Here is a 22,296-nt window from a genome sequence, read left to right as displayed (position 1 = left end):
CGTTTCAAGCCAGTTCTGAGTAGTAATCAAGTAATCCAACCATGACAGAGGAAGCTGTGAGATCCGCGGTTGTCCCGGGGTTCCATCCCATCCGGTAGAGCTTCCTGTCAAATTTCTCAACCCTCCTGAGACCCGCTGCAGTGAGCACACCTCCCCTATCAACGATGTCTGAGGCTTCCTCTGAAACCTCCACGGCGATCTCCTCGCCATACTTCCTGGATATCAGTGTGTCGGGGAATCTTGAAAGTATGGTCAGGAATGTCTGGACCACGGCCCGGTTCATGCCATGCTCCTCCACGGTTCCCTTAAATACCGGGAAGCCGACGTTGAATGTGACAGGCATGCTGGACGTTAACTCCCTTGCAATGAGGTCCCAGTCAGCTGACATCTTGAGGGTGTCAAAGAGGGTGATGTTCTCATTGATTATCCTCTGCTGTGAAGCAGGGTCATTAACGTCTAGGGTGTCATGTTCACCCATTCCACCGGCCTCCGCAGTTGAAATGGCCCTGTAGAGGTTAACAGCGTCCTCTGATGTTGTCTGAAGTATAAGACGGTTTACCTGCTCCCTGAGTCCCTGGAGATCCCCGCTGTCAACCATCCCTGCGGCTGCTGAGAGGGGTGTGAGCAGCATTATGATACCAAGGTTCGTATTGGTTGAAACCCACCTCCTGGTGTCCTCAACCGCCCTGAGTATGAGCTCTCCCAGCCCGAGGGTCGAAAGGTCAAGAGTATCCCTCAGTTTCTCCCCCCTCTCTGCGGCCAGTCTCATGGTATCACCTGTGACTATCCCGCTCACAAGGAAGTCCTCGTAGACCATATCATCGAAGTCACGGGTCCTGTGGACATTGCCTGGTTTCGGGTATCCGCTAACCTCAAGGACAGAGGCCAGCTCTGCTATCCTTGAAACATGGAGGGGATCCATCTAGATCACCCCCAGGAGATCAGGTGCGAAGTGTGATATTATAAGATCTGCACCTGCACGTTTTATTGATAATATGGATTCATATATGGCTTCATCAGTGAGGTATCCGCTCTTTATGGCCGCCTTCAGCATTGAGTACTCGCCGCTGACGTTGTATGCTGCAAGTGGCACCCTGAACCTCTCCCTGACCTTACCTATAACATCAAGGTATGCCAGGGCCGGTTTCACCATGAGTATATCAGCACCCTCCCTGAGGTCCAGTTCAGCCTCAATGAGGGCCTCGTCAATGTTGGCAGGGTCCATCTGATAGGATCTCCTGTCACCGAAGGCAGGGGCCGATGATACGGCGTCCCGGAATGGTGCATAGAATGCTGAAGCATATTTAACCGCGTAGGACATTATCAGGGTGTCCTGGAAGCCTGCATCATCAAGGCTCCTCCTTATGGCTGCCACCCTACCATCCATCATATCCGATGGGGCCACCACGTCTGCCCCGGCCTCGGCATGGGATAGGGCTATCCTTGAAAGGACCTCCAGGGTCTCATCGTTGACGATTTCGCCATCCACGACGATACCGCAGTGCCCATGGCTGGTGTACTGGCATAGGCAGACATCAGTCATGACCACAAGGTCTGTTTCCTCCTTGAGCCTCCTCACAGTCCTCTGCACAACACCGTGGGGGTCATGGGCTGCTGAGGCGAGCTCATCCTTGGCTGATGGCATTCCGAATATGAGTACGGATGATAGTCCCTCATCCTCAAGTCTGGATGCCTCGGAAACCGCATCATCCACAGAGTACCTGAACTGGCCGGGCATTGTATCTATGGCCTCCACATCACCCCTCTCAAGTTTTTCACTCACAAACATGGGGTATATGAGATCCGATGGGTGCAGCCGTGTCTCTCTAAGGATATTCCTTATCTGTGGACTCTTACGTAACCTTCGCATCCTTTTTGTGGGAAACTCCATATTATCACTCACAGGTAACTGTTGGATTCATTGTGATATTTCTTATTACATCCTCAAGGGTAAAAAACATAACCATGTCCCGCGCAGAAGATAAATTCCGGACCCTTCATGAACACCGCGGTTGATGTATGGAGATCATGACTCAACATCCACAAGGACCTCAACACGTTTTATGGCCTCGTCAACAGCATCAGGGTCCATAATTATCTTTATGGCACCTTCAGGACACCTCTCAGCGCACCTGCCGCATATGAGGCATTTTCTGGCGTCATGCACCAGTTCCTTCCCCACACCTATGGCACCAGTGAAGCAGGCCTCCTCACAGCGACCGCATAGAACACAGCTGGACTCCTCCCTTTTCAGTTCCACGCCTTCCATTGGTGTTATGGAGGATGCTATGTCCTCAGAGAGGAGTGGCGTCATCTTCCAGAGACAGCAGCATTCACAGCAGCTACAGACCGAGAGGAGTTCATCATGGGGCCCGGAGTTAAGCCAGACAGAGTCTATCCTGTTCCTCCCTATTATATGGACCAGTCCTGCCTCCTGGCATCTTTCAATGTGTTCAAGTGCCTCCTCAGCAGATATGAGTCTTCCGACCTTCTCTGAGATCCTCAGGGCTCCGGGGCCCAGGAAGAGACAGCCAAGGTCATGGGGGTAGCTGCTGCAGCCCGATGAGGCCCTGCATATGCAGAAGTCCATCCGGAAGATGTACCTGGACCGGAGTATCATCCTCCTCAGGACCTCCGAGGGGAGGGCAACATTCTCAGGCAACTGGATGCGCTGGTTTATCTCGATGGATGAGTTCCTTGGTATGACCTGTATATCGTCCCCCTCAAAAAAGAGTCTCCTTACGAGGTTCCTGAATATCACAGACCTTTCTGTGAGGGATGCGAGTTTAAATCGGGACCTGAATGTCCTCCTTATTATCTCAACACTTATATCTGTGAAGTCAATCACATGAACCACCCAGTTTTTCGGTGAGGGGATCGCCCTCCCCATGGACCCTTCCTCTGTAGTAGGACTTGCCGTGCCTGACTATAAGGGCATGGTACTCCTGGAAGACCCTGAAATCGGGTTCAATGGACCTTTCGAAGAGTTCCTTTATTCTGTGGTAGCTCTCATCACCGGCTATGAGTCCCAGATGGGTCAGGATCCTCCTTGTGTATGCATCAACCACGAACTCCGGTTTTCTGTAGGCATATAGCAGCACTGAATCCGCGGTTTCAGGACCGACACCCCTTACCTTCAGGAGCTCCTTCCGGGATGGTGTTGAGCCCTCAAGGGATATGAAGAACCCTGCCATTTCGCGGAGGTATGATGCCTTCTGTCTGTAGAAACCAGCACACCTTATGGCCGCCTCAAGTTCAGCGTCGTCCAGGGAGAGTATCCTCTGGGGTTTAAGGGCGTCCATTGCCGCAAGGTTTCTGAGTGCAGATGCAGCAGAGTCCCAGGACGTGTTCTGTGTGAGTATGGAACCTGTGATGACCTCAAAGACCTCCCCATCATCTGATGGTGGGGTGTAATCGCCGGGGTGGTACCTGAGTGTCATTGTATCCCTATCAAGGAGTGGCCACCATCCCTGGGGCCCATAGAGTTCCATGAGGAAACGGTAGATATGCCTGAGCACCTTCATGTTTAATAGGTAAATAAACACCACGGTTAAACATTTAGGTCCGGCGTGAAAACCCTGATTGTGAGGAATCCGCATCAACCGCCATCCTCATGATCACAGAACATAAAAAGCAGCACAATCAGTAAACCAGCAATACCCCGATGATATATTAATTAAAAGTTACACAGTAAATCCATGAGATATGAAATTTTACACAGACCAAGTTTTAGTATGGCTCACATCGAGCTTGAAAGCGGTGAAGCAATAAAGGCTGAGACAGGTGCAATGGTGAGCATGAGCTCAAACATAGAACTTCAGACGGAGACAGGGGGTCTTCTTGGGGCTTTTAAGAGATCCATTGGAGGGGAAAGCCTTTTCCTTAACACCTTCAGGGCACAGGGTAGGGGGGATGTGCAGCTCGCACCGGCCTACCCTGGTGATGTTGAGGTCCTTGAGACCACGGAGGCCATCTATGCCCAGAGTGGCGCATTCATGGCCGGACCGGAGGATGTGGAGATAGAAACGAAACTGGGAGGTTTCAAGACCTTCTTTGCGAGGGAGGGATTATTCCTTCTTAAAATCCAGTCCTCAGGACCGGTGTTCCTTTCAAGTTTCGGGGCAATTTACAGCAGGGAACTTGTAAATGAGAGGTTCATAGTGGACACAGGCCACATTGTAGCCTTCACAGAGGGTCTTGATTTCAGTGTGAGAAAGGTTGGTGGACTTAAAAGTACTTTTCTGAGTGGCGAAGGCCTGGTTGCAGAATTTGAAGGTACAGGAACCGTATACATGCAGAGCCGGAGCATTGATAGCTTCGTTGGATGGTTAACACCCATGCTCCCCTCAAGGAGTTAGATTGATACTGTGTGGTGATTCGGTGGCCGGGAACAGTACCGGTGAAATGTTCAGAGTAACGACCTTCGGATCCAGCCATGGTCCTGCACTGGGTGCCGTTATCGACGGCTGCCCCGCAGGTCTCGAGCTGAGTGAGGATGACATACAGCAGGAACTTAACAGGAGGAGGCCTGGAACCGGCGCCCTGACCACTCCACGGGCTGAATCCGACAGGGTCGAGATACTCTCAGGTATATTCAGGGGAAGAACAGATGGCACTCCAATAGCTGGAATCGTCAGAAACCTGGACGCCGACTCAAAAAGTTACAGTAACATTAAGAATACACCAAGGCCGGGGCACGGTGACTACACCTGGAGGGCGAGGTTCAGGAACTACGACTACCGTGGCGGTGGCCGTGGAAGTGGAAGGGTTACCATTGGGCACGTAATCGGTGGGGCCGTTGCAAAGAAACTCATCGGTAAATATGGTTTGACCGTAACAGGCCACGTTGTGCAGGTGGGTGATGTTAAGGCAGACACTGTAAGCCTTAAAAGGATAGGCGAGTATGCTGAGAGCAATCCTGTTCGCTGTGCAGATCCCAGGGCGGCCAGACAGATGGAGGAGGTTATACTCGATGCCCGCAGCAGGGGAGACTCCGTTGGTGGGGTTGTTGAGGTTGTTGTCCTGGGTGCGCCCGCTGGACTCGGCGATCCGGTATTCAGTAAACTCGATGCAGATATGGCCAGGGCCCTCATGGGTATCGGGTCTGTGAAGGGTGTTGAGATCGGGATGGGATTCGAGGTTGCAGAACACCGTGCAAGTGAGATAAACGATGAGTTCTACCTGGATGATGATGGTAAGGTGAGGACAACAACAAACACCTCTGGAGGCATACTTGGAGGGATATCAAGCGGCATGCCAATAACTGCAAGGATAGCAGTAAAGCCCACACCATCCATATCAGTCCCCCAGAAGACAGTTGACCTTGAAAGGATGGAGGAAACAACCATTGAGGTTCGTGGAAGACATGATCCCTGCATCTGCCCCAGGGTTGTGCCTGTTGCAGAGGCTGCGGTTGCAATCGTCCTTGCCGACCATATGATAAGGGCCGGCTTCATCCACCCCACATACATTGGAAAAGAATGAAAGAATCCCTATCTGACCAGAGAGATGACAGCAGAGCTGCTCGAATTCCTTGAGGAGCTGAGCCGCGCCCTCATAGCCTCAGGGAATTCTGTTACAGATACCGAGAGGATCCTGCGGAGTGTCGCCGAGTCCCAGGGCGTGGAGGTTGAGGTCTCGGTCCTCCCAACCATGATCATAATAAAGGCGGAGGGAGAGGTTTCAAGGATGGGCCTTGCAGCCCAGTCCCCCGGGATGATGCCCCTTCACCAGGTCACAGAAATATACAGACTCACCGATGATGTGACAGCCGGGAGGATGGAGGTGGGTGAGGCCCTGGGTGAGCTCAGGGGGATATTGAGGGGATCCCACAGGTTCGGCCGCTACGGGATCCTTCTGGGTTATCTTATTCTCTCAATAGGTATAGCACTGCTTATACAGCCAGACCCTGATCTTGTAGTTTACTCATCATTTCTCAGCCTTATAGCAGGCTCCCTGATAGTGGTGGGTTACGGTAACAGGAGGCTCTCCCTCATCATGCCTGTACTGGCATCCTTCACGGTTTCTGGTGTTGCCTTCTTCCTGATCAATACGGGTGCCGTGAGCGGGAACCTCACACTCCTTGTACCGCCGCTGATATACTTTATCCCCGGTGTAACCCTAACCACAGGAATCTATGAACTTGCAAGTGGTGAACTGGTTTCAGGGTCAAGCAGGGTGATATACGGCTGCATGGTTCTTCTCCTCCTCCTGTTTGGTGTCCTGATGGGTATGCAGCTTAACAGGTTTCCGCAGGAGGAATTTGCAGCCATAAAAATATCAGCCATGAGCTACAGCCCGTATCTGGGGGCATTCATATTTGCCGTTGGTATATATCTCTTCCTCTCTGTCTACCGGAGTGATTTTCCATGGATACTTCTTGTGCTCTACAGTGCACTCATGGGACAGCAGCTGGGAAATGTAGCTGGAGGAGGACTCCTCGGGGCATTTCTGGGGGCCCTGTCAATGACACTGGTTGCCAGGGGCATTGAGCTTGCAGGTAAGACTCCGCACTTCGTCACCCTCTACCCGGCCTTCTGGTTCCTTGCTCCCGGGTCCCTGGGTTTCATAGGACTCGCAAATCTCCTGGGGAGGAACTATCTGACATCCGTGGCTGAGATAACACTCTTCGCAATGACTGTGGTTGCAATAGCCCTTGGACTGCTTGTTGGCGCACTGCTCACGGAACCATTCAGTGATAAAATAAGAGCCCCGGGCGGGGATTGAACCCGCGACCTCGGGATTACGAATCCCGCGCTCTCCCACCTAAGCTACCGAGGCCTGAAGTAATTTTTTATGACTTATTGAAACTGAAGCCTTAAATAATTAATGGTCCGCATGTATGATCCTGAACCCTGCCTTGATGTTTGAAAACTCCCATCTGGTCCCTGTTCTAAGGTTTATATGTGTTATGAAGCCCTATCATGATCGAACCCTATCCTAAATGGGAATTTCGGAGGATGTTCATCTCTGACCAGGTAATCATCATCGTTAACGTTTTCATGGCTTTTTTCTAAGTTCTGGTCTGTTTTTGAGGAGTCCCTTTAAATTTCTGTCCTGGCTTTCCACTCTTTCCATCAGGTAAATACTTTGCAGATCCGTAGTATATATGAGTTTTTTGTATAATTCAAAACCTGAAGGTTTTTTGAAGGAACCTGTGTGTGGATGAAGAGAGCCTTCAGGAAATGGTCGGGCTGTCTCCATCCAGGTCAAGTTTCATGCCATCCCTCGCTGCCAGTGTCCTGATACCCGTTGCCTCCTGGACCCTGAATGCCTCCATCTCAGGGTCGTTGAGTATCATCTTCATTCCAAGGTGGGTCATCACTGCAATACCCGGTTTCACATCCTCCACAAGTTTTATGAAATCATCCGTACACATGTGGCCCCTTATATGCTCATCCCCGGGTCTTATGACGCTTGATATGAGGACATCCGCCCCCCGGTGGTAATCTGCAAGTCCATCGAAGTACTCTGTATCCGAGGTATAGGACACTGAAAGATCATCAGCCCTTAACCTGAACCCCACACCTGTCGGGTCCCCATGGACGGTGCCTGTACCTGTAACCTCAAGATCCCCTATATCCACTGTCTCACCGGCTGATAGTGTTATGCATCGTGATCTTCTCATGTGGTACTCTGATATGCATGGCCCCCAGTCCCTGTAACCCTCCATTACACTTAAACTTCCCAGGATGGTGCCCCTCTGGCGCGTCATGCCCCTGGTCATTGCCTCTATGAGTACCTCTGCATCAGTGTAGTGGTCAGTGTGTGAGTGGGAGACCATCACAGCATCCAGCTTCCTGGGGTCAGAGTCAAACTGATAGGACCTCACAAGCGCCCCTGGACCCGGGTCGATGTGGATGTTCATGCCGGCGATTCCATCAATCCTCAGCCCGCCGGTCATCCTTTTCTGTGTTATGGTGGCGAAATCGTCCGCCACCACTCCCTAGAAACGTTAACCTCATTCAATCACCCATCCTATCTTTCTCCGCCGCCAATAAAAATTTATTCCTCCCTGCGACAGATTATGACGTCACAGTCGACCTTTATATCTCTCCCCTCCACGCAGAGGTTCTCATCCCTTACAGCTATTTTCTCGCCGGGTGAAAGGGTGCCGCCATCTGATATCCTCATGAGTACCATGTCCCCTGGACCTGCAACCTTCTTCCAGCGGGTGTCATAGGCCTCAACGTCACCGGCAAGTTTAACCTCCACGTGTCTCCCATCCTGCCTCATAACCCTGCCGACCTCACCCTCTGTGAGGATCCTTGAGGCCAGTTTTATCTCCTCCCGCCGGTCTAGCATCTCCTGTTTGAGTTTGGCCCTCCATTTCTGGAGGAGGCGGACATCCCTCACGATGGTATCACTCAGAAGCCTGTGGGCGCTCTTCTTATCCAGTGAGGGGCTCTTTATGAACAGATCATATTCGCTACCAACAGATGGTGTCTGTGAGGATACATGGTCCATGAGTTCCCTGAAGAGGTCAGCAACATCCTTGAGGCTTGTCTTTGTCTTCCACCTCTTTTTAAGGAACCTGTTTGTGATCTCCTTGGCTATCTTATTCCCGAAGACTATTATTGCAGTATCACCCTTTTCCATGCTGGTTATCCTTGAACCTGTGAGTTCAATTATCTGATAGGCCCCTGTTGTTGCATATATCCTTCTTCTTCTTGTCTCAAAGGGTGTTTTCTGGCTTATTTCACCCACAACAACGTCGCCAAGGCTTCTGACCTTGCATGTGTCATCTGTGACCTTTATATTTACGCCAAGCTCCGACGCCCTCCTCTGGAGTTCCTCATCACTTTTTATCTTGCCTGTGTACAGCTCCTCCTCAAGTACCTCTCTACTTGATTTATCACCAAAATAGGCTATTCTCCGTTTATCTCCAGCTATGACGCATCCCTTGCTACTTATGTAGGTTATGATGAGACTCATTGTGGATCACCCGATCATCTATACACATGAATTTGATGGGACAGTTAATTAAAGGATTCGAATTTTATGATCGCGTCCCCTATTAGCAGGGACCCATTCATGAAAAACTGGCATGCATCCTCAGATGAATGAGGTGCAGAGATGAGCCAGCTCGTGGTTGCCGTCTTCTTAGTGCTGAATCCAGAGGAAGTATCAAACAGGGGATGAAGCAGAATGTGACTGAAGAAATGAGGTACAGTCAACCCCTCAATTAATAAAGCGCCATCAACATAAATAATGACGAGGGGGAACCAATGAAAGATGAGTACACCAATTCTCTCATAAAGGAGAAGAGTCCCTATTTACTGCAGCATGCACACAACCCTGTGAACTGGTATCCATGGGGTGATGATGCCTTCAGAAAGGCCCTGGCAGAGAGGAAACCCATATTTTTATCGATAGGATACTCCACATGTCACTGGTGCCATGTGATGGCAAGGGAATCCTTTGAGGACCCTGAAATCGCAGATATACTCAATCGAGACTTTGTTTCTGTTAAGGTGGACCGGGAGGAGCGCCCGGATATTGATGCCATCTACATGAGGGTCTGCCAGATGATGACAGGTGGCGGGGGATGGCCCCTGACTATCATCATGACGCCCGAGGGTGAACCCTTCTTTGCAGGGACCTATTTCCCTCCAGAGGATAGGGGTGGAGTCCCGGGCCTTAAGACGATCCTTGAGAGGGTTGTTATGCTCTGGAAGAATGACCCGAAGGGGATAGTTGAGACCGCGCGGAAGGTCGTGGAGGCCCTGAAGGAAAAGCCTGCTTCATACCAGATTAAACCTGAAACCGTGGATATGGCCTACGAGTACCTCAGGAGGAATTTTGACAGGAAAAATGGTGGTTTCGGGTCTCAGCAAAAATTTCCCACTCCCCACAACATCCACTTCCTGCTCACCTACCACCTCCGGAGGGGTGAGGGGGAGGCCCTTGAGATGGTTAGACTCACCCTGGAGAAGATGAGGTACGGTGGAATATATGACCAGCTGGGTTACGGTTTCCATAGATACGCTGTTGAACCAACATGGACGATACCCCACTTTGAGAAGATGCTCTATGACCAGGCCCTCACAATGACGGCCTACCTTGAGGCCTTCCAGGTGACGGGTGATGAGCTCCACCAGAGGACCGCCCTTGAGATTTCAGAGTATGTCCTCAGGGACCTCAAGTCCCCGGAGGGTGGATTCTACTCGGCCGTGGATGCTGAAAGCGGTGGTGTTGAGGGTGGTTACTACCTCTGGAGGGCATCAGAGATACTGGAGGCCCTCGGTGATGATGCAGACCTTGTAATGCGCTACTTCAATGTTCTTGAGGATGGCAACTTCAGGGGCGAGGTGAGGGGTGAGAACATACTCCATGTGGATTCCCCGGAGAAGGTGGCAGAGGAGTTCAATCTGACCCTCGATGAACTTAATGAGAGGATAGAGGAGGCAAGGAGGGTCCTTCTTGAAAGAAGACTTGAACGTGAGGCCCCCTCTGTGGATGATAAGGTGCTCACAGACTGGAATGGCCTGATGATCGGTGCCCTTGCACGCTGCAGCAGGGTTCTTGACCATGATGAACCCCTCAGGGCAGCTGAAGGGTGCCTTGAATTCATTGAGGACAGGTTAATGTCCGATGGAAGGCTACTTCACAGGTACAGGGATGGCGAGGCAGCCATAAACGGGAAACTGGATGACTACGCATTCCTGATATGGGGTCTCCTTGAAATGTATGATGCGACCCTCCGGGAGGGGTACATCAGAAAAGCCCTTGAACTCACAGAGACCCTCAGGGATAACTTCAGGGACTCTGATGGTGGTTTTTATCTCACAGATGATCCGGATGTTATTGTGAGGCCAAAGGAATCAATGGATGGGGCGATTCCATCAGGTAACTCTGTTCACATGCAGAACCTTCTGAGGCTCGGTGGTCTCCTCGAGGATGAAGAACTGATAGAGGAAGCCAGGGGGATACTGAAAGCCTTCTCCAGGAGGGTTGAATCGTCTCCAGGGGCTCACACATTCCTCCTGTCCTCTGCAGAGTGGGCAGTTTATGGTGGAAGGTCCCTGGTGGTTGTCTGCAGTGGAGAACCAGAAATACCTGCGGTTCTCAGGAAAACCCTGATCCCTGATTTCACCCTCACAGTTATGGGGGGATCAGGTGACTGGTCCTTTGCCCCGGCACACCTCAATGAGAAGGTGGCCCTGGGTGATGGCTGCACCTACTACCTCTGTGATGGCAGCAAATGCCACCCGCCAGCAGAGGACCCTGAAAGGGTCATGGAGTACCTGGGGGTGAAATAGATGGGCAGACAGAAAGACCATGAGAAGGGTCCCGGTGAAATTATGGAGAGCCACAGGCACCATGAGAATAAGGGTAAGATGATGGACAGCCACAGGCACCACGAGGAGGAGTACCGGAGGAGGTTCATCATATGCCTCCTCATGACCATACCCGTGATCCTTTTAGGGGAGCTTCCAACTGGCAACGTCCTGTTAAGTTTTGAGGGCAGCGAATTTCTGGTGCTCATTCTATCATCAGCAATATTCCTGTATGGGGGATACCCCTTCCTCAGGGGGTCCCTTCGTGAGCTATCATCACGCACCCCCGGTATGATGACACTCATTGCAGTTGCAATAACAGTTGCATACACCTACAGCCTCGGGGTGATTCTGGGCCTCGAGGGAATGGTATTCTTTGTTGAACTCGTCACACTGATAGATGTTATGCTCCTGGGTCACTGGATCGAGATGAGATCCATAAGGAGTGCATCAGGGGCTGTTGAGAGGCTTGCAGGACTGCTGCCCAGGAGGGCCCACCTGGTGGTTGACGGCAAGGTTGAGGACGTTGATGTGAGCACCCTCAAACCAGGTGACATTGTGGTTGTGAGGTCCGGTGAGAGGGTACCCTCAGATGGGACCGTCATCAGGGGGGAGTCCCATGTCAATGAATCACTGCTGACAGGGGAATCAAGACCCATAAAGAAGGTGCCGGGGGATGGTGTCATCGGGGGCTCCATAAACACTGGGGGGTCCCTCACGGTGGAGGTTGAACGTGTGGGTGAGGAGTCCTTCATCTCCCAGATCATTGAACTCGTTGGCAGAGCCCAGGAGGGCAGGACAAGGACACAGGTCCTTGCGGACAGAGCCGCCTTCTGGTTAACCTCCATCGCCCTCCTCGGTGGGCTTCTAACCTTCATCGCCTGGTCCTGGCTGGGGATGGACGTATTCTTCTCCCTTGAAAGGGCCGTCACCCTCATGGTCACCGCCTGCCCCCATGCACTGGGACTTGCAATACCCCTCGTTATAGCCGTCTCAACAGCCATCTCCGCAGGGCGGGGTATACTCATAAGGAACCGTGAATCCTTTGAGAATGCCCGGGACCCCGATGTGGTTGTATTTGACAAGACAGGGACACTCACCATGGGTGAGCTTGGAATAACCGATGTTATATCCTTTGACCCTGAAATGGATGAGGGAGAAATATTATCCTACGCCGCGGCCGTTGAATCAGGATCAAGCCACCCCATAGCAAGGGGGATAGTTGAAGCCGTTGCTGAGGTCCTCCCGGTGGAGAACTTCAACTCAATTGAGGGCAGGGGTGTGATGGGGCATGTTAACGGCTCAGTGGTGAAGGTACTCAGTTACGGCTACACAGAGGAGCTTGGTTTCAGCATCAGTGACCCCCGGGTTGATGAACTGATAGGTCAGGCCAAGACCACCGTATTTGTGATTGTGGATGATGAACTAAGGGGCTGCATCGCCCTTGCAGACATGATAAGGCCCGAGGCCCGGGAGGCTGTGGGGATCCTCAGATCAAGGGGTGTCAGGTGCCTCATGTTAACAGGTGACAGCAGTGCAGTGGCTGGGTGGGTGGCCTCAGAGGTTGGTATAGACGATTACATGGCTGAGCTCATACCCATTGAGAAGTATGATGAAATAAGGAAGCTTCAGGAGGATGGGCTGAGGGTTGTAATGGTCGGTGATGGTGTCAACGATGCCCCGGCCCTTGTACAGGCAGACATTGGTGTTGCAATAGGGGCCGGAACGGATGTTGCAATCGAGAGTGCCGATGTTGTCCTTGTGAGGAGCAACCCCCTTGACGTTGTGGACCTGATGGATCTTGCAGCAGCCACCTACAGCAAGATGAAGGAGAACCTCATCTGGGCCACAGGATACAATGTCATAGCCCTCCCTCTGGCGGCAGGAGTCCTCTACGGGCAGGGTATCATCCTCAGTCCCGCCATGGGAGCCATCCTGATGTCACTGAGCACCGTCATAGTCGCCCTGAACGCAAGGACCTTCAGCTTCAGTGGGCAGAGCGGCCGTTAAATCATGCCTCAGCAACAAAAATGGGCTTAGAAATTTCATTCACTCAACCACGTACCATCAAAATCCATGCCTCAGCAGCTGCCAGACATAAAATGAAAGGATTTAATATGATGTTCTACATAGTATCCTATGTAAAAAAGGATGGGTGAAGAAAATGAAAAGAACCCTTGAAAACCTTACAAAGGCCTTTATTGGTGAGAGCCAGGCAAGGAACAGGTACACCTTCTATGCCAAAATCGCCAAGAAGGAAGGATTTGAGCAGATATCCGAGATATTCCTGACCACGGCGGATAATGAGAGGGAGCATGCCAAGTGGCTCTTCCGCCTGATAAATGACCTCAAAAAGGAGGCCGCTGAGGACCTCAGCTCAATCGTGGTAGATGCGGAGGCTCCCCTCACACTTGGAACCACAGATGAGAACCTCATAGCAGCCATTGAGGGTGAGCACTATGAGAACAGCGAGATGTACCCTGAATTTGCTGATGTGGCAGAGGAGGAGGGATACCCTGAAATTGCAAAGAGGCTCAGAGCAATAGCCGAGGCAGAGAAACACCACGAGGAACGCTACAGAAAGCTCCTCAAGCTGGTTGAGACAGGTAAGGTTTACAGGAAGGATGAACCCGTGACCTGGGTCTGCAGAAAATGCGGCTACGTCCATGAGGGAACAGAACCACCTGAGAAGTGTCCATCATGTGACCATCCGTCCAGGTACTTCCAGGTGAAATGTGAGGACTACTGAAGGGTCACCAATGACAGAAACCAACCAGATATTCAGATGCAACGTCTGCGGAAATATCGTTGAAGTCCTTAACCCCGGAGCTGGACAGCTTGTATGCTGTAATCAGCCCATGGAACTACTGGTTGCAAGAAGAACCGATGTTGGACCAGAGAAGCATGTCCCGGTGGTCGAAGAAACCGGTACTGGCATCAGGGTTAAGGTGGGTGAGGTTCCACACCCCATGGAGGAGAACCACCACATCCAGTGGATAGAGTTTATTGCCGGAGACATGGTCTACAGGAAGGACCTGAACCCTGGAGACAGTCCAGAGGCAGAGTTCCCTGTTGAGATGGCTTCAGACTTCATGGTGAGGATCTACTGCAATATACATGGTCTCTGGTACTGAGACACAGATTACCCTTTTTAGCCAGGAGGTCCCGGTGTGAAGATTAAGTATGCCACCATAATAGTTGACGAGATGGAGGAGTCTGTTAAGTTCTACAGGGATGTGATGGGGTTCACTGTAGACAGCCATTACGATCTTGGAGCCAGCGGAGAGATAACAATCCTGAGGGGTGAAGGAGAAGCCATGGTGGAGCTGATCAAAAACCCCACCGATAAACCCGGATTTTTTTCAATAGGAATGGAGGTCGATGACCTCGAAACCACCCTGAATGATCTGAGATCGCGGGGAGCAAGGGTCCTTATGGAACCGACACCAATAACGGTGGGGCTCCTGGCATTCATAGAGGACCCGAATGGAGTCCGTATAGCCCTGATTGAGCACCGTTGATCAATAAATAAATCGTCACACTGAAACATCCTGAACCCCAAAACTTTTATTTTCCAGAATATAAAGAAATCCAACATGAAGCGTATCCATTTTATTAGCCTTTTAATTCTCGTTGTGGCTGTGAGTGGTTGTATAAACTCGGGAAACGGCAGCATAAACCAGCTGGTGCCCGAGATAAACGACCATATAAAGAAGGGTGACTCCTATTTCAATGAATCCGCCATTGCAGCCAACAGCTTCAAACTCGATGAGGCACTATCAAAGTGTGAAGTCGCAGCTTCAGAGTACAGGTCCGCCAGGGACCTTGCATCGGAGGCCCTGGGCTATGCCAGGAACAGTGCAGACCCGGTAATTGTTAATTACCTCGAAATCCTTGTATCTGAACTTGAGGCCAAGATAAATGCAACCATTGAACTTAAAAATGCCATCCAGATGCTCAGTATCAATGAAACGGAAAACGGTAACTCCAACATTGAAATGGCAAACAGCTACATGAGGACAGCAAAGGAGCTTGAAAGTGAAAGGATGGAAATTGTGAAAAAAAATCCGGAAAAATTCAGCTAAACGATCAGACTCATCCAGGTCATTTTTAATCCCCCCTTTCAACCTCCAGGAACCTCTCACCTGTCCATTTCACAGCCAGGGATCCGAGGGGTGCTGTGAAGAGGATGGCAAGTACAGCCATTGCGAGTATTGTTTCACCGGCATCCACTCCAGCAGCAAGGGGTATTGCTCCTATAGCTGCCTGGACTGTGGCCTTTGGTATGTATGCTGCTATGCAGAACACCTTCTCCTTCAGGTTAAGATCCGTTCCCCTGAGGGAGAGCAGGACACCGAGGCTCCTCACCATCAGTCCAACGGTGATCACTGTAAGTCCCAGAAGGCCAACATGGAATATGAGCCTCACATCCACCTGTGCACCTACAAGGACGAAGAGGAGTATCTCCGCGAATATCCAGACCTTGTTGAACTTCTCAGATAATTTGAGTCCAGTCTCGGGCATCCTCTCGAGGATGACAAGTCCCACCACCATGACACCCACAAGGGCGGCTATCGGGAGATATGTGCTAATAAGGTCCCCCATGTTCTTGAGGAGGATGGCTGCACCCAGGATTATGAGGGTTTTCTCGGTGTTCCTTATCTCAAACCTCCTGAAGAGATATACCAGGGCAAGACCAAGTGCAAGGCCTCCAGTTATCCCCGTCAGGATTGATAGTGGAACTCCAATGGCCTCGACAAGGAGGTTAACCTGCTGTCCCTGATATATTCCGAGGAATACAGAGAACAGCGTTATTGAAACAACATCATCAACTGATGCCCCCGTCAGTATAATCGTGGGTATGCCCTTGGCTGTTCCCATCCTCCTCTCAATGAATGAGAGCATCTGGGGAACTATGACTGCCGGTGAGACTGCGGCTATAACAAAACCCAGTATACCCGCCTCAATGATGGGAAGTTCAAGTATGTAGTGTGAGGCCACCATCACCGCAAGGCCCTCAAAGACGTCCGGGATGAAGCTCATCTTGACTGCAGTCATTCCCACCTTCCTGAGGCTCTCGAAGTTTATACCAAACCCTGCCCTCAGAAGGATTATTATGAGGGCTATAACCCTGAGGTCGGGGGATATATCCATTATGCTCTTTGATATGAGGTTCAATCCGTGGGGGCCTATAAGGATACCCAGTATCAGCATCCCAAGGATTCCCGGAAGCCTTGCCCTGGTGAAAACCCTGTTGAATAGAAGACCAAGTAGTATGATAACAGCTACGCTAAATGCAACGTACTCCAAATTCATACCTCCACTTTGAGGAAAGTTTCTCCCACATTCTTATGCAGGAGTCATCAGCCAGAAAAAGCGGTTAAAGGTGGACTCCATCACCTGCAGGATGTAATTTATCTCCATATTTATCCATTATATACTTTATGATGATAGTACTGAACATGTTCCTTTGAGTTAGTATAAGAAAGTGGAAAATCTCCGGGACCAGGGAATTCATGTTCCAGGAGAAGGCATTTAACCAGCAGACCTGAATCCTTCAAGTCCAAGAAGAATGACCAGAGCTGCGGACTGTGTGATGATCGAGAATGCCACAAGTCCCGGTACAGAGAGTCCATAGAGGTAACCCATGATGAGGCTTCCTGAAAACCATGCCACACCGAAGATGGTGTTAAATGTACCGTAGGCAGAGCCCCTCCTCTCCGGAGATGAGAATACAGAAACAGCCGCCCTCATAACAGACTCCTGGGCCCCCATGCCCACACCCCAGAGTACAGCACCCATAACTGCAGCCCATGAACCTCCAAGGAAGGAGAGGGGTGCATAGAACATTGAAACGAGAACCGCGAGGGCCATCACCCTGAAACCGTACCTGTCGAAGTATCTGCCAGATACCAGGGCTGAAAGGGCATCGGTGAGCATTGCGAGTGCATATATAAGGGGGATGTTTGAGGGATCCAGAACACTCCTGACTCCAAGGTGATATCCGATCAGTGGGAAATCAGCATACCCCAGGGCAACGAAGCATACCGAAGCAAGGTAAAGCCAGTAAGCCCCCCTGAAATCTCTGTAATCAATTTCTCCTGATGCTTCAAGTTCAGAGGGCCTCGGGAACAGGAGGTAACCGGTGACAAGTACTGCAATGGCAATAATGGCAGGTGCCAGGAGAACCAGGAAGCCCTCCCTGTAGCCTCCACCGGATGCGAGAACAATAAAGACTATTAAGGGACCTGCAACTGCACCTATCTGATCCAGGGCCTCATGCAACCCAAATCCGGCTCCATGACCCATATCAGAGGAGGCGTATGATAGCATTGCATCCCTTGGTGGTGTCCTGAGGCCCTTACCGAGCCTCTCAAGTATGATCAGCAAAACCGCAACCTGCCAGTTACCTGCAAATGCAAGGAGGGGAACTGCAAGCAGGTTTATGAGGTACCCGGCAAAGGTTATGAGCCAGTACCTCCCGGTTCTATCAGAGATGTAGCCAGAGAGAAACCTCACAAGGTATCCAGATAGCTCCCCGAAACCGGCTGCAAATCCAACCATGAATGCGCTTGCACCCAGAAAAGCCAGAAATGGACCCGTTATACCCCTACCACCCTCATAGGTCATATCAGCGAAGAGGCTCACGATTCCAAGGATTACAATGAATACCGTTGATTTCCTCATGATGGTACCCCCTTGAACATGATTTCCTCAGCATGCGAGCAGTGTTTCACCATCCATGAATACTGGCCAGCATGTAAATTGCCCTGTAGGTGTACTCCGGTTCAGATATCCCCATATAAACGGACCTCCTGAACCCGCCATCGGGATTCCTTATTTTCATTATAAACCCTGTGACATCACTCACCTTACCCCTCAGGATCTCATTGATGCGGAACCCCGAATGGACGGTTTCAATGTATGGTGGATATGATATGGGTGTGAAGTTCCAGGCACCATCCGAGAAGCAGGAGTCTGTGAACTGAAGGACATCATCGCCCGGAATTTTCATGCCATGGCCATTGAGTATCTCAAGGGCAAAGCGGGTGTTGATTATATCTGAACCATAGGCACCGAATCCCCCATCCTCATTCTGAATTGAGAGGACCCATTCTGGTATTTCATCAAGGTATTCCCCATGCATCCTGAGGACGGAGTCCATGTAGAAGGTTATCTCAAGGCTTGATTTCCTGTATGATGTCCTCAGCATCTCAGTGAATTTCTCAGGTATTTCAAAGTCCCTGCCATAATCCCTGAGAATACTGCACCTGTAGAAGAGTCCCTGGGCAGCGAAGGTACCTCCCCTGTGGACATCCTCGAGCCAGTCCAGGGTCTCCTCAAGCCGGGGAGGCTCATGGTCAAGGACCTCGAAGGACCTGATGGCATAGTAGGTGTTCTTTGAATCTGGCAGTCCCTCATAGAGTGTGTAACCGCCGCTGGAATGTCTCCTTTTATTGAGAAAACTTATGACCGAATTTTTCAGTGGTGGGGGATCAAACATTCATAACCTCCCTCTCAGGGCACACAAATATATATGGATTCCAGTTTAATATAATAAACCTAACATTTATCATTTAAATAAATCGTTTCTATGAGGAATACCATGATTCAGTCATGTAGTGAATGTAAGGGTAAAGGTTACCGTGTTAAGAGTTACAAGATATGCAGCGCATGCCATGGAACAGGTTTCAGATCAACAGAGGATATAAAGGATCATTTCAAGGGTGTTTCAAACAGTGCAAGGCAGAGGTTCGACCTCGAGGACTCCCATGAGGTCCCCTGTGAGGTATGCAGGGGTAAGGGTGAGGTGGAGGTGAGGGAAACCTGCCCCACCTGTGGCGGTAAGGGTGAGGTTAACATCTGCCCATCATGTGGAAGGATGATAAAGGGTAGGGATGAGTACTGCCCGGAATGTCAGAAGAAGGAGAAGGTCTACATCCTCCACCCTGCATGCACAATGGACGACCTTGAGGTTGGAAGCATATACCGTGGGAAGATAACCCGGGTGGAAAAATATGGGGTCTTTGTGAGCCTCAACAGCCACGTCTGGGGACTTATGAGGGGATTGTTCCCTGACTACAAGGTAGGGGATGAACTGTTCGTGAGGGTATCCCAGGTGAAACCCTACAAGGGCGAGGTGGACATGATCCCGGCCAGTATAAAGGGTCCCTACGAGGTTATCAAATTAAAGAAGGACCTGCCAAGGACGAGGATAGCAGACATAGATACAAAGAGCCTTGGTAAAACCGTGCGGATAGTGGGGGAGGTCATTCAGATCCAGCAGACATCCGGTCCAACCATATTCACGGTATCCGATGAAACCGGGACCACATGGGCTGCGGCCTTCGATGAGCCAGGTATAAGGGTCTACCCCCACATACAGATCGGCCACATAGTTGAGGTTATAGGAGAGGTTAACCAGCACACAGGAAAGATTCAGATAGAATCCGAGTCAATTGAACGCCTTATAGGTAAGGAAGCTGCTGAAGCCAGGCGCCTCATCGATGAGGCCATAGACAGGAGGGCTGAACCAGAAAGAAAGGACCTGTTAATTGAAAGCGAAACCCTGGAAAAATTAAGACCAAAACTTGTGGAGGCGGCCAAGGCAATAAGGAGGGCCGTCTATGATGGAAGATCCATCCTTGTGAGACACCATGCAGACGCTGATGGTATCTGTGCCGGTGTTGCCATTGAAAAGGCTGTTTTACCCCTCCTCCGTGATCTCAACCCCAGCACGGATGCTGAGTGGCACTACTTCAAGAGGGCCCCCAGCAAGGCACCCTTCTATGAACTCGAGGACGTTGTGAAGGACCTCTCATATGCCCTGGAGGACCTCGAGAGGCACGGGCAAAAACTGCCGCTCCTTGTCCTGCTTGATAACGGGTCGACAGAAGAGGATATACTTGCCCTCATGAAGGCCAAGATATATGACATTGAAATCGTGGTTGTGGACCACCACTACCCTGGCGAGGTCCGGGATGGACGTGTTGAGGTTGATGAATATGTTGACACCCACGTGAATCCATATCTGGTCGGTGGCGACTCCCAGATAACTGCGGGGGCGCTTTCAGTGGAGATAGCCAAGATGATAAACCCTGAAATTGCAGAGAGGATTCTCCATCTCCCTGGTATCGCTGCGGTTGGTGACCATGCGAACTCCCCTGAGGCCGAGGCCTACATTGAACTTGCAGCCGAGCGCGGCTATGAAAGGGAGGACCTTGAAAAGATCGCCGCATGTATAGACTTCGAGGCCTTCTACCTCAGGTTCATGAATGGCAGGGGCATCATCGACACCATACTTGGGCTTGGAAGTCTTGATAAACACAAGAAACTGGTTGATGCGCTCTACAGGGAATACGAGAGGAAGGTTGACACCCAGCTCAGGGCAGCCATACCCAACCTCAAATCCACAAGGCTGCCCAACGGGATACTCTTCAATGTCCTGGATGTTGAGAAGTACTCACACCGCTTCACATTCCCGGCCCCGGGGAAGACCTGTGGATTCGTCCATGATTACATGGTCCAGAAGCATGGTGAGGACACACCCATAATCACCCTGGCCTACGGACCTGACTTCGGTGTTATAAGGGCCACTGATGCTGTCAATGAGAAATTTGGATTCAACCTCAACGAGATAGTCTGGGAACTCGCAGAGGAGATCCCCGAGGCAGTGATAGATGGTGGTGGCCATGAATGTGCCGGTTCACTCAAGTATATTGAGGGACTCTCAAAGAAGGTGCTATCAGCCTTTGCAGAGAAGGTTGCAGCCCTTAAAGGGTGATCCCTCTGACCACTAAGATTGCAAACAGGGCATGGAGCCATGAGTGGCGTTAAATTTTCTGGAGCATGACCTAAACTTTCTTTTTGCCCTCCTCCTTAATCCTGAAGTAATAGTCGCAGTGATCTGCTATGGGGCACTCCTCATGACGTGGACCCAGAGGCCTGCATATGTCCTGACCGAACTGTACCATGAGGTCATTGAGCTCTATCCAGTATTCTCTGGGAATCACCTTCATCAGTGCCCTCTCGGTCTCCTCGGGGGTCCTGGTATCCACAAGTCCTATCCTGTTGGATATCCTATGGACATGGGTATCCACCGGTATGGCTGGCCTGCCAAAGGCATAGACCAGGACACAGTTGGCTGTCTTTCTGCCCACCCCGGGGAGTTTCAGAAGCTCGTTGATGTCATCCGGCACCTTACCATCATATTCCTCGAGGATTATCCTGGAAACCTCCCTTACCCTCCCGGCCTTCACATGATAGAAGCCCGCCTTCCTGATGAGGGCTTCGATTTCCTCGAGGGGTGCATAGGCCACATCCTCAATGGAGGGGTACCTCTCAAAGAGACTGGCTGTGGCCTCATCGGTGTTCTCATCCCTTGTCCTCTGTGACAGGATGGTCCTTATAAGTACGCGGTAGGGGTCACGGTCCTCAAAGACCCTCATGGAGTATACACTCCTCAGACCCCCAATTATGGCATCAATATCCTTGATGAGATCACCAGAAAAAACTTATCCTGAGAAAAAAGATGAAATCAGTTGAGCTTTTCAAGTAGAACTTCAAGGCCCTCCATGAGCCCACTGCCTTCCGTTGCAACTGTAGGGAATACCTCCACTTCGGAGTCTATCTCCAGTTCAGAATCATCGAGGTCCTGTTTATTTGAGAATACAACGTAGGGTATGTTTTTCTCATCAAGTTCAGCCATTATCTCCTTCTCCGCCAGGGTGACGCCCCTTGAGTTATCAACAACTATTATTGCAGCGTCAAGGCCGTTTGATATTATCTCAAGCATGAACTTGAATCTCTCATGGCCGGGTGTTGCAAAGAGGTGTATCTTCTCACCATTAACAATGCAGTTACCATAATCAAGTGCAAGTGTTGTGCCCTTGTATTCAACCTTGGTTATCTTATCACAGAGCTGTTCAAGGGTTGTTGTTTTACCGGTATCATAATCTCCAAAGATTACAACCTTTGTCTCCTTGGCTTTCTTCATATAATCAACTCACAGTCATTC

The 22,296-nt window shown here is 50.7% G+C and carries 21 protein-coding genes, 1 tRNA gene and 1 riboswitch; of the genes, 10 read left to right on the top strand and 12 right to left on the bottom strand.

The window, feature by feature from the left end:
- Positions 1 to 4 precede the first annotated feature (4 nt).
- From C7452_RS03175 to C7452_RS03160, 4 genes are all read right to left on the bottom strand, one after another.
- Entirely contained in the window at positions 5 to 922 is a 918-nt protein-coding gene (locus C7452_RS03175) for a triphosphoribosyl-dephospho-CoA synthase (RefSeq protein WP_115892204.1), read from the bottom strand.
- Positions 923 to 1,891: a porphobilinogen synthase gene (gene hemB / locus C7452_RS03170; protein WP_115892203.1), complete on the bottom strand. Its 969-nt coding sequence runs from the start codon at positions 1,889 to 1,891 to the stop codon at positions 923 to 925.
- A 135-nt stretch (positions 1,892 to 2,026) separates the two neighbouring features.
- The gene (locus C7452_RS03165; RefSeq protein ID WP_115892202.1) at positions 2,027 to 2,848 is read right to left on the bottom strand and encodes a 4Fe-4S binding protein; all 822 of its coding nucleotides are present in this window, start codon (positions 2,846 to 2,848) and stop codon (positions 2,027 to 2,029) included.
- The gene (locus C7452_RS03160) at positions 2,841 to 3,524 is read right to left on the bottom strand and encodes an endonuclease III domain-containing protein (protein ID WP_170130276.1); all 684 of its coding nucleotides are present in this window, start codon (positions 3,522 to 3,524) and stop codon (positions 2,841 to 2,843) included. The genes C7452_RS03165 and C7452_RS03160 overlap by 8 nt, the downstream gene beginning before the upstream one ends.
- Before the next feature lie 174 nt (positions 3,525 to 3,698).
- Here C7452_RS03160 and C7452_RS03155 point away from each other — a divergent pair, with 174 nt between their 5' ends.
- The 3 genes from C7452_RS03155 to C7452_RS03145 are packed head-to-tail and all read left to right on the top strand — an operon-like array spanning position 3,699 to position 6,726.
- Positions 3,699 to 4,358, top strand: coding sequence for a TIGR00266 family protein (locus tag C7452_RS03155; protein ID WP_115892200.1), 660 nt, complete (start codon positions 3,699 to 3,701; stop codon positions 4,356 to 4,358).
- A 46-nt stretch (positions 4,359 to 4,404) separates the two neighbouring features.
- Complete coding sequence (aroC, locus tag C7452_RS03150) at positions 4,405 to 5,484, top strand: chorismate synthase (RefSeq protein ID WP_115892515.1); 1,080 nt, start codon at positions 4,405 to 4,407, stop codon at positions 5,482 to 5,484.
- A gap of 24 nt (positions 5,485 to 5,508) precedes the next feature.
- Complete coding sequence (locus C7452_RS03145; RefSeq protein ID WP_115892199.1) at positions 5,509 to 6,726, top strand: threonine/serine exporter family protein; 1,218 nt, start codon at positions 5,509 to 5,511, stop codon at positions 6,724 to 6,726.
- Here the strand turns inward: C7452_RS03145 and C7452_RS03140 are convergent.
- The 3 genes from C7452_RS03140 to C7452_RS03130 all read right to left on the bottom strand — a co-directional run bounded on the left by C7452_RS03140 (position 6,708) and on the right by C7452_RS03130 (position 8,934).
- Positions 6,708 to 6,780: transfer RNA gene (locus tag C7452_RS03140), tRNA-Thr, on the bottom strand. The genes C7452_RS03145 and C7452_RS03140 overlap by 19 nt on opposite strands.
- Before the next feature lie 397 nt (positions 6,781 to 7,177).
- Positions 7,178 to 7,942 carry an MBL fold metallo-hydrolase gene (locus tag C7452_RS03135; RefSeq protein ID WP_342769714.1) on the bottom strand — a complete coding sequence of 255 codons (765 nt, stop codon included), beginning with the start codon at positions 7,940 to 7,942 and terminating at the stop codon, positions 7,178 to 7,180.
- Positions 7,943 to 8,004: 62 nt separating this feature from the next.
- Positions 8,005 to 8,934, bottom strand: coding sequence for a DUF2121 family protein (locus C7452_RS03130; protein ID WP_115892198.1), 930 nt, complete (start codon positions 8,932 to 8,934; stop codon positions 8,005 to 8,007).
- A 293-nt stretch (positions 8,935 to 9,227) separates the two neighbouring features.
- On the opposite strand from C7452_RS03130, the gene C7452_RS03125 reads away from it, so the two are divergent.
- The 6 genes from C7452_RS03125 to C7452_RS03100 all read left to right on the top strand — a co-directional run bounded on the left by C7452_RS03125 (position 9,228) and on the right by C7452_RS03100 (position 15,364).
- The gene (locus C7452_RS03125; RefSeq protein ID WP_115892197.1) at positions 9,228 to 11,261 is read left to right on the top strand and encodes a thioredoxin domain-containing protein; all 2,034 of its coding nucleotides are present in this window, start codon (positions 9,228 to 9,230) and stop codon (positions 11,259 to 11,261) included.
- On the top strand, positions 11,262 to 13,289 hold the full coding sequence (locus C7452_RS03120) for a heavy metal translocating P-type ATPase (protein ID WP_052457326.1): 2,028 nt from the start codon (positions 11,262 to 11,264) through the stop codon (positions 13,287 to 13,289).
- A 154-nt stretch (positions 13,290 to 13,443) separates the two neighbouring features.
- Positions 13,444 to 14,028, top strand: a complete 585-nt coding sequence (gene rbr / locus C7452_RS03115) for a rubrerythrin (RefSeq protein WP_048175476.1) — start codon at positions 13,444 to 13,446, stop codon at positions 14,026 to 14,028.
- Positions 14,029 to 14,038: 10 nt separating this feature from the next.
- Positions 14,039 to 14,413 (top strand): desulfoferrodoxin, encoded by a 375-nt coding sequence (locus C7452_RS03110; RefSeq protein ID WP_115892196.1) that lies wholly within the window; start codon positions 14,039 to 14,041, stop codon positions 14,411 to 14,413.
- A 36-nt stretch (positions 14,414 to 14,449) separates the two neighbouring features.
- Positions 14,450 to 14,800, top strand: a complete 351-nt coding sequence (locus tag C7452_RS03105; RefSeq protein ID WP_048175478.1) for a VOC family protein — start codon at positions 14,450 to 14,452, stop codon at positions 14,798 to 14,800.
- A 75-nt stretch (positions 14,801 to 14,875) separates the two neighbouring features.
- On the top strand, positions 14,876 to 15,364 hold the full coding sequence (locus C7452_RS03100) for a hypothetical protein (protein WP_048175479.1): 489 nt from the start codon (positions 14,876 to 14,878) through the stop codon (positions 15,362 to 15,364).
- A gap of 25 nt (positions 15,365 to 15,389) precedes the next feature.
- On the opposite strand, the gene C7452_RS03095 is transcribed toward C7452_RS03100, so the two are convergent.
- The 3 genes from C7452_RS03095 to C7452_RS03085 form a co-directional block, all read right to left on the bottom strand.
- A complete protein-coding gene (locus C7452_RS03095; protein WP_048175480.1) occupies positions 15,390 to 16,595 on the bottom strand; it encodes a cation:proton antiporter in 1,206 nt (401 codons plus the stop codon).
- Between the two features lie 31 nt (positions 16,596 to 16,626).
- Positions 16,627 to 16,689: riboswitch (Fluoride riboswitch) on the bottom strand.
- A gap of 125 nt (positions 16,690 to 16,814) precedes the next feature.
- A complete protein-coding gene (locus C7452_RS03090; protein WP_115892195.1) occupies positions 16,815 to 17,966 on the bottom strand; it encodes an MFS transporter in 1,152 nt (383 codons plus the stop codon).
- A 46-nt stretch (positions 17,967 to 18,012) separates the two neighbouring features.
- Positions 18,013 to 18,783 carry a prenyltransferase/squalene oxidase repeat-containing protein gene (locus C7452_RS03085; RefSeq protein ID WP_115892194.1) on the bottom strand — a complete coding sequence of 257 codons (771 nt, stop codon included), beginning with the start codon at positions 18,781 to 18,783 and terminating at the stop codon, positions 18,013 to 18,015.
- A 102-nt stretch (positions 18,784 to 18,885) separates the two neighbouring features.
- Between C7452_RS03085 and C7452_RS03080 the strand changes: the two genes are divergently transcribed.
- Entirely contained in the window at positions 18,886 to 21,063 is a 2,178-nt protein-coding gene (locus C7452_RS03080) for a DHH family phosphoesterase (RefSeq protein ID WP_115892193.1), read from the top strand.
- Positions 21,064 to 21,133: 70 nt separating this feature from the next.
- Here C7452_RS03080 and C7452_RS03075 read toward each other — a convergent pair whose 3' ends face one another.
- Positions 21,134 to 21,727 carry an endonuclease III domain-containing protein gene (locus C7452_RS03075; protein WP_115892192.1) on the bottom strand — a complete coding sequence of 198 codons (594 nt, stop codon included), beginning with the start codon at positions 21,725 to 21,727 and terminating at the stop codon, positions 21,134 to 21,136.
- An 89-nt stretch (positions 21,728 to 21,816) separates the two neighbouring features.
- Positions 21,817 to 22,275, bottom strand: a complete 459-nt coding sequence (locus C7452_RS03070) for a GTP-binding protein (protein ID WP_010876403.1) — start codon at positions 22,273 to 22,275, stop codon at positions 21,817 to 21,819.
- Positions 22,276 to 22,296 lie beyond the last annotated feature (21 nt).

This window comes from Methanothermobacter defluvii (assembly GCF_003385755.1).
GTDB lineage: Archaea > Methanobacteriota > Methanobacteria > Methanobacteriales > Methanothermobacteraceae > Methanothermobacter > Methanothermobacter thermautotrophicus.
Note: the sequence above shows the minus strand (reverse complement) of the source record. Positions and strands in the feature narration are given on the sequence as shown.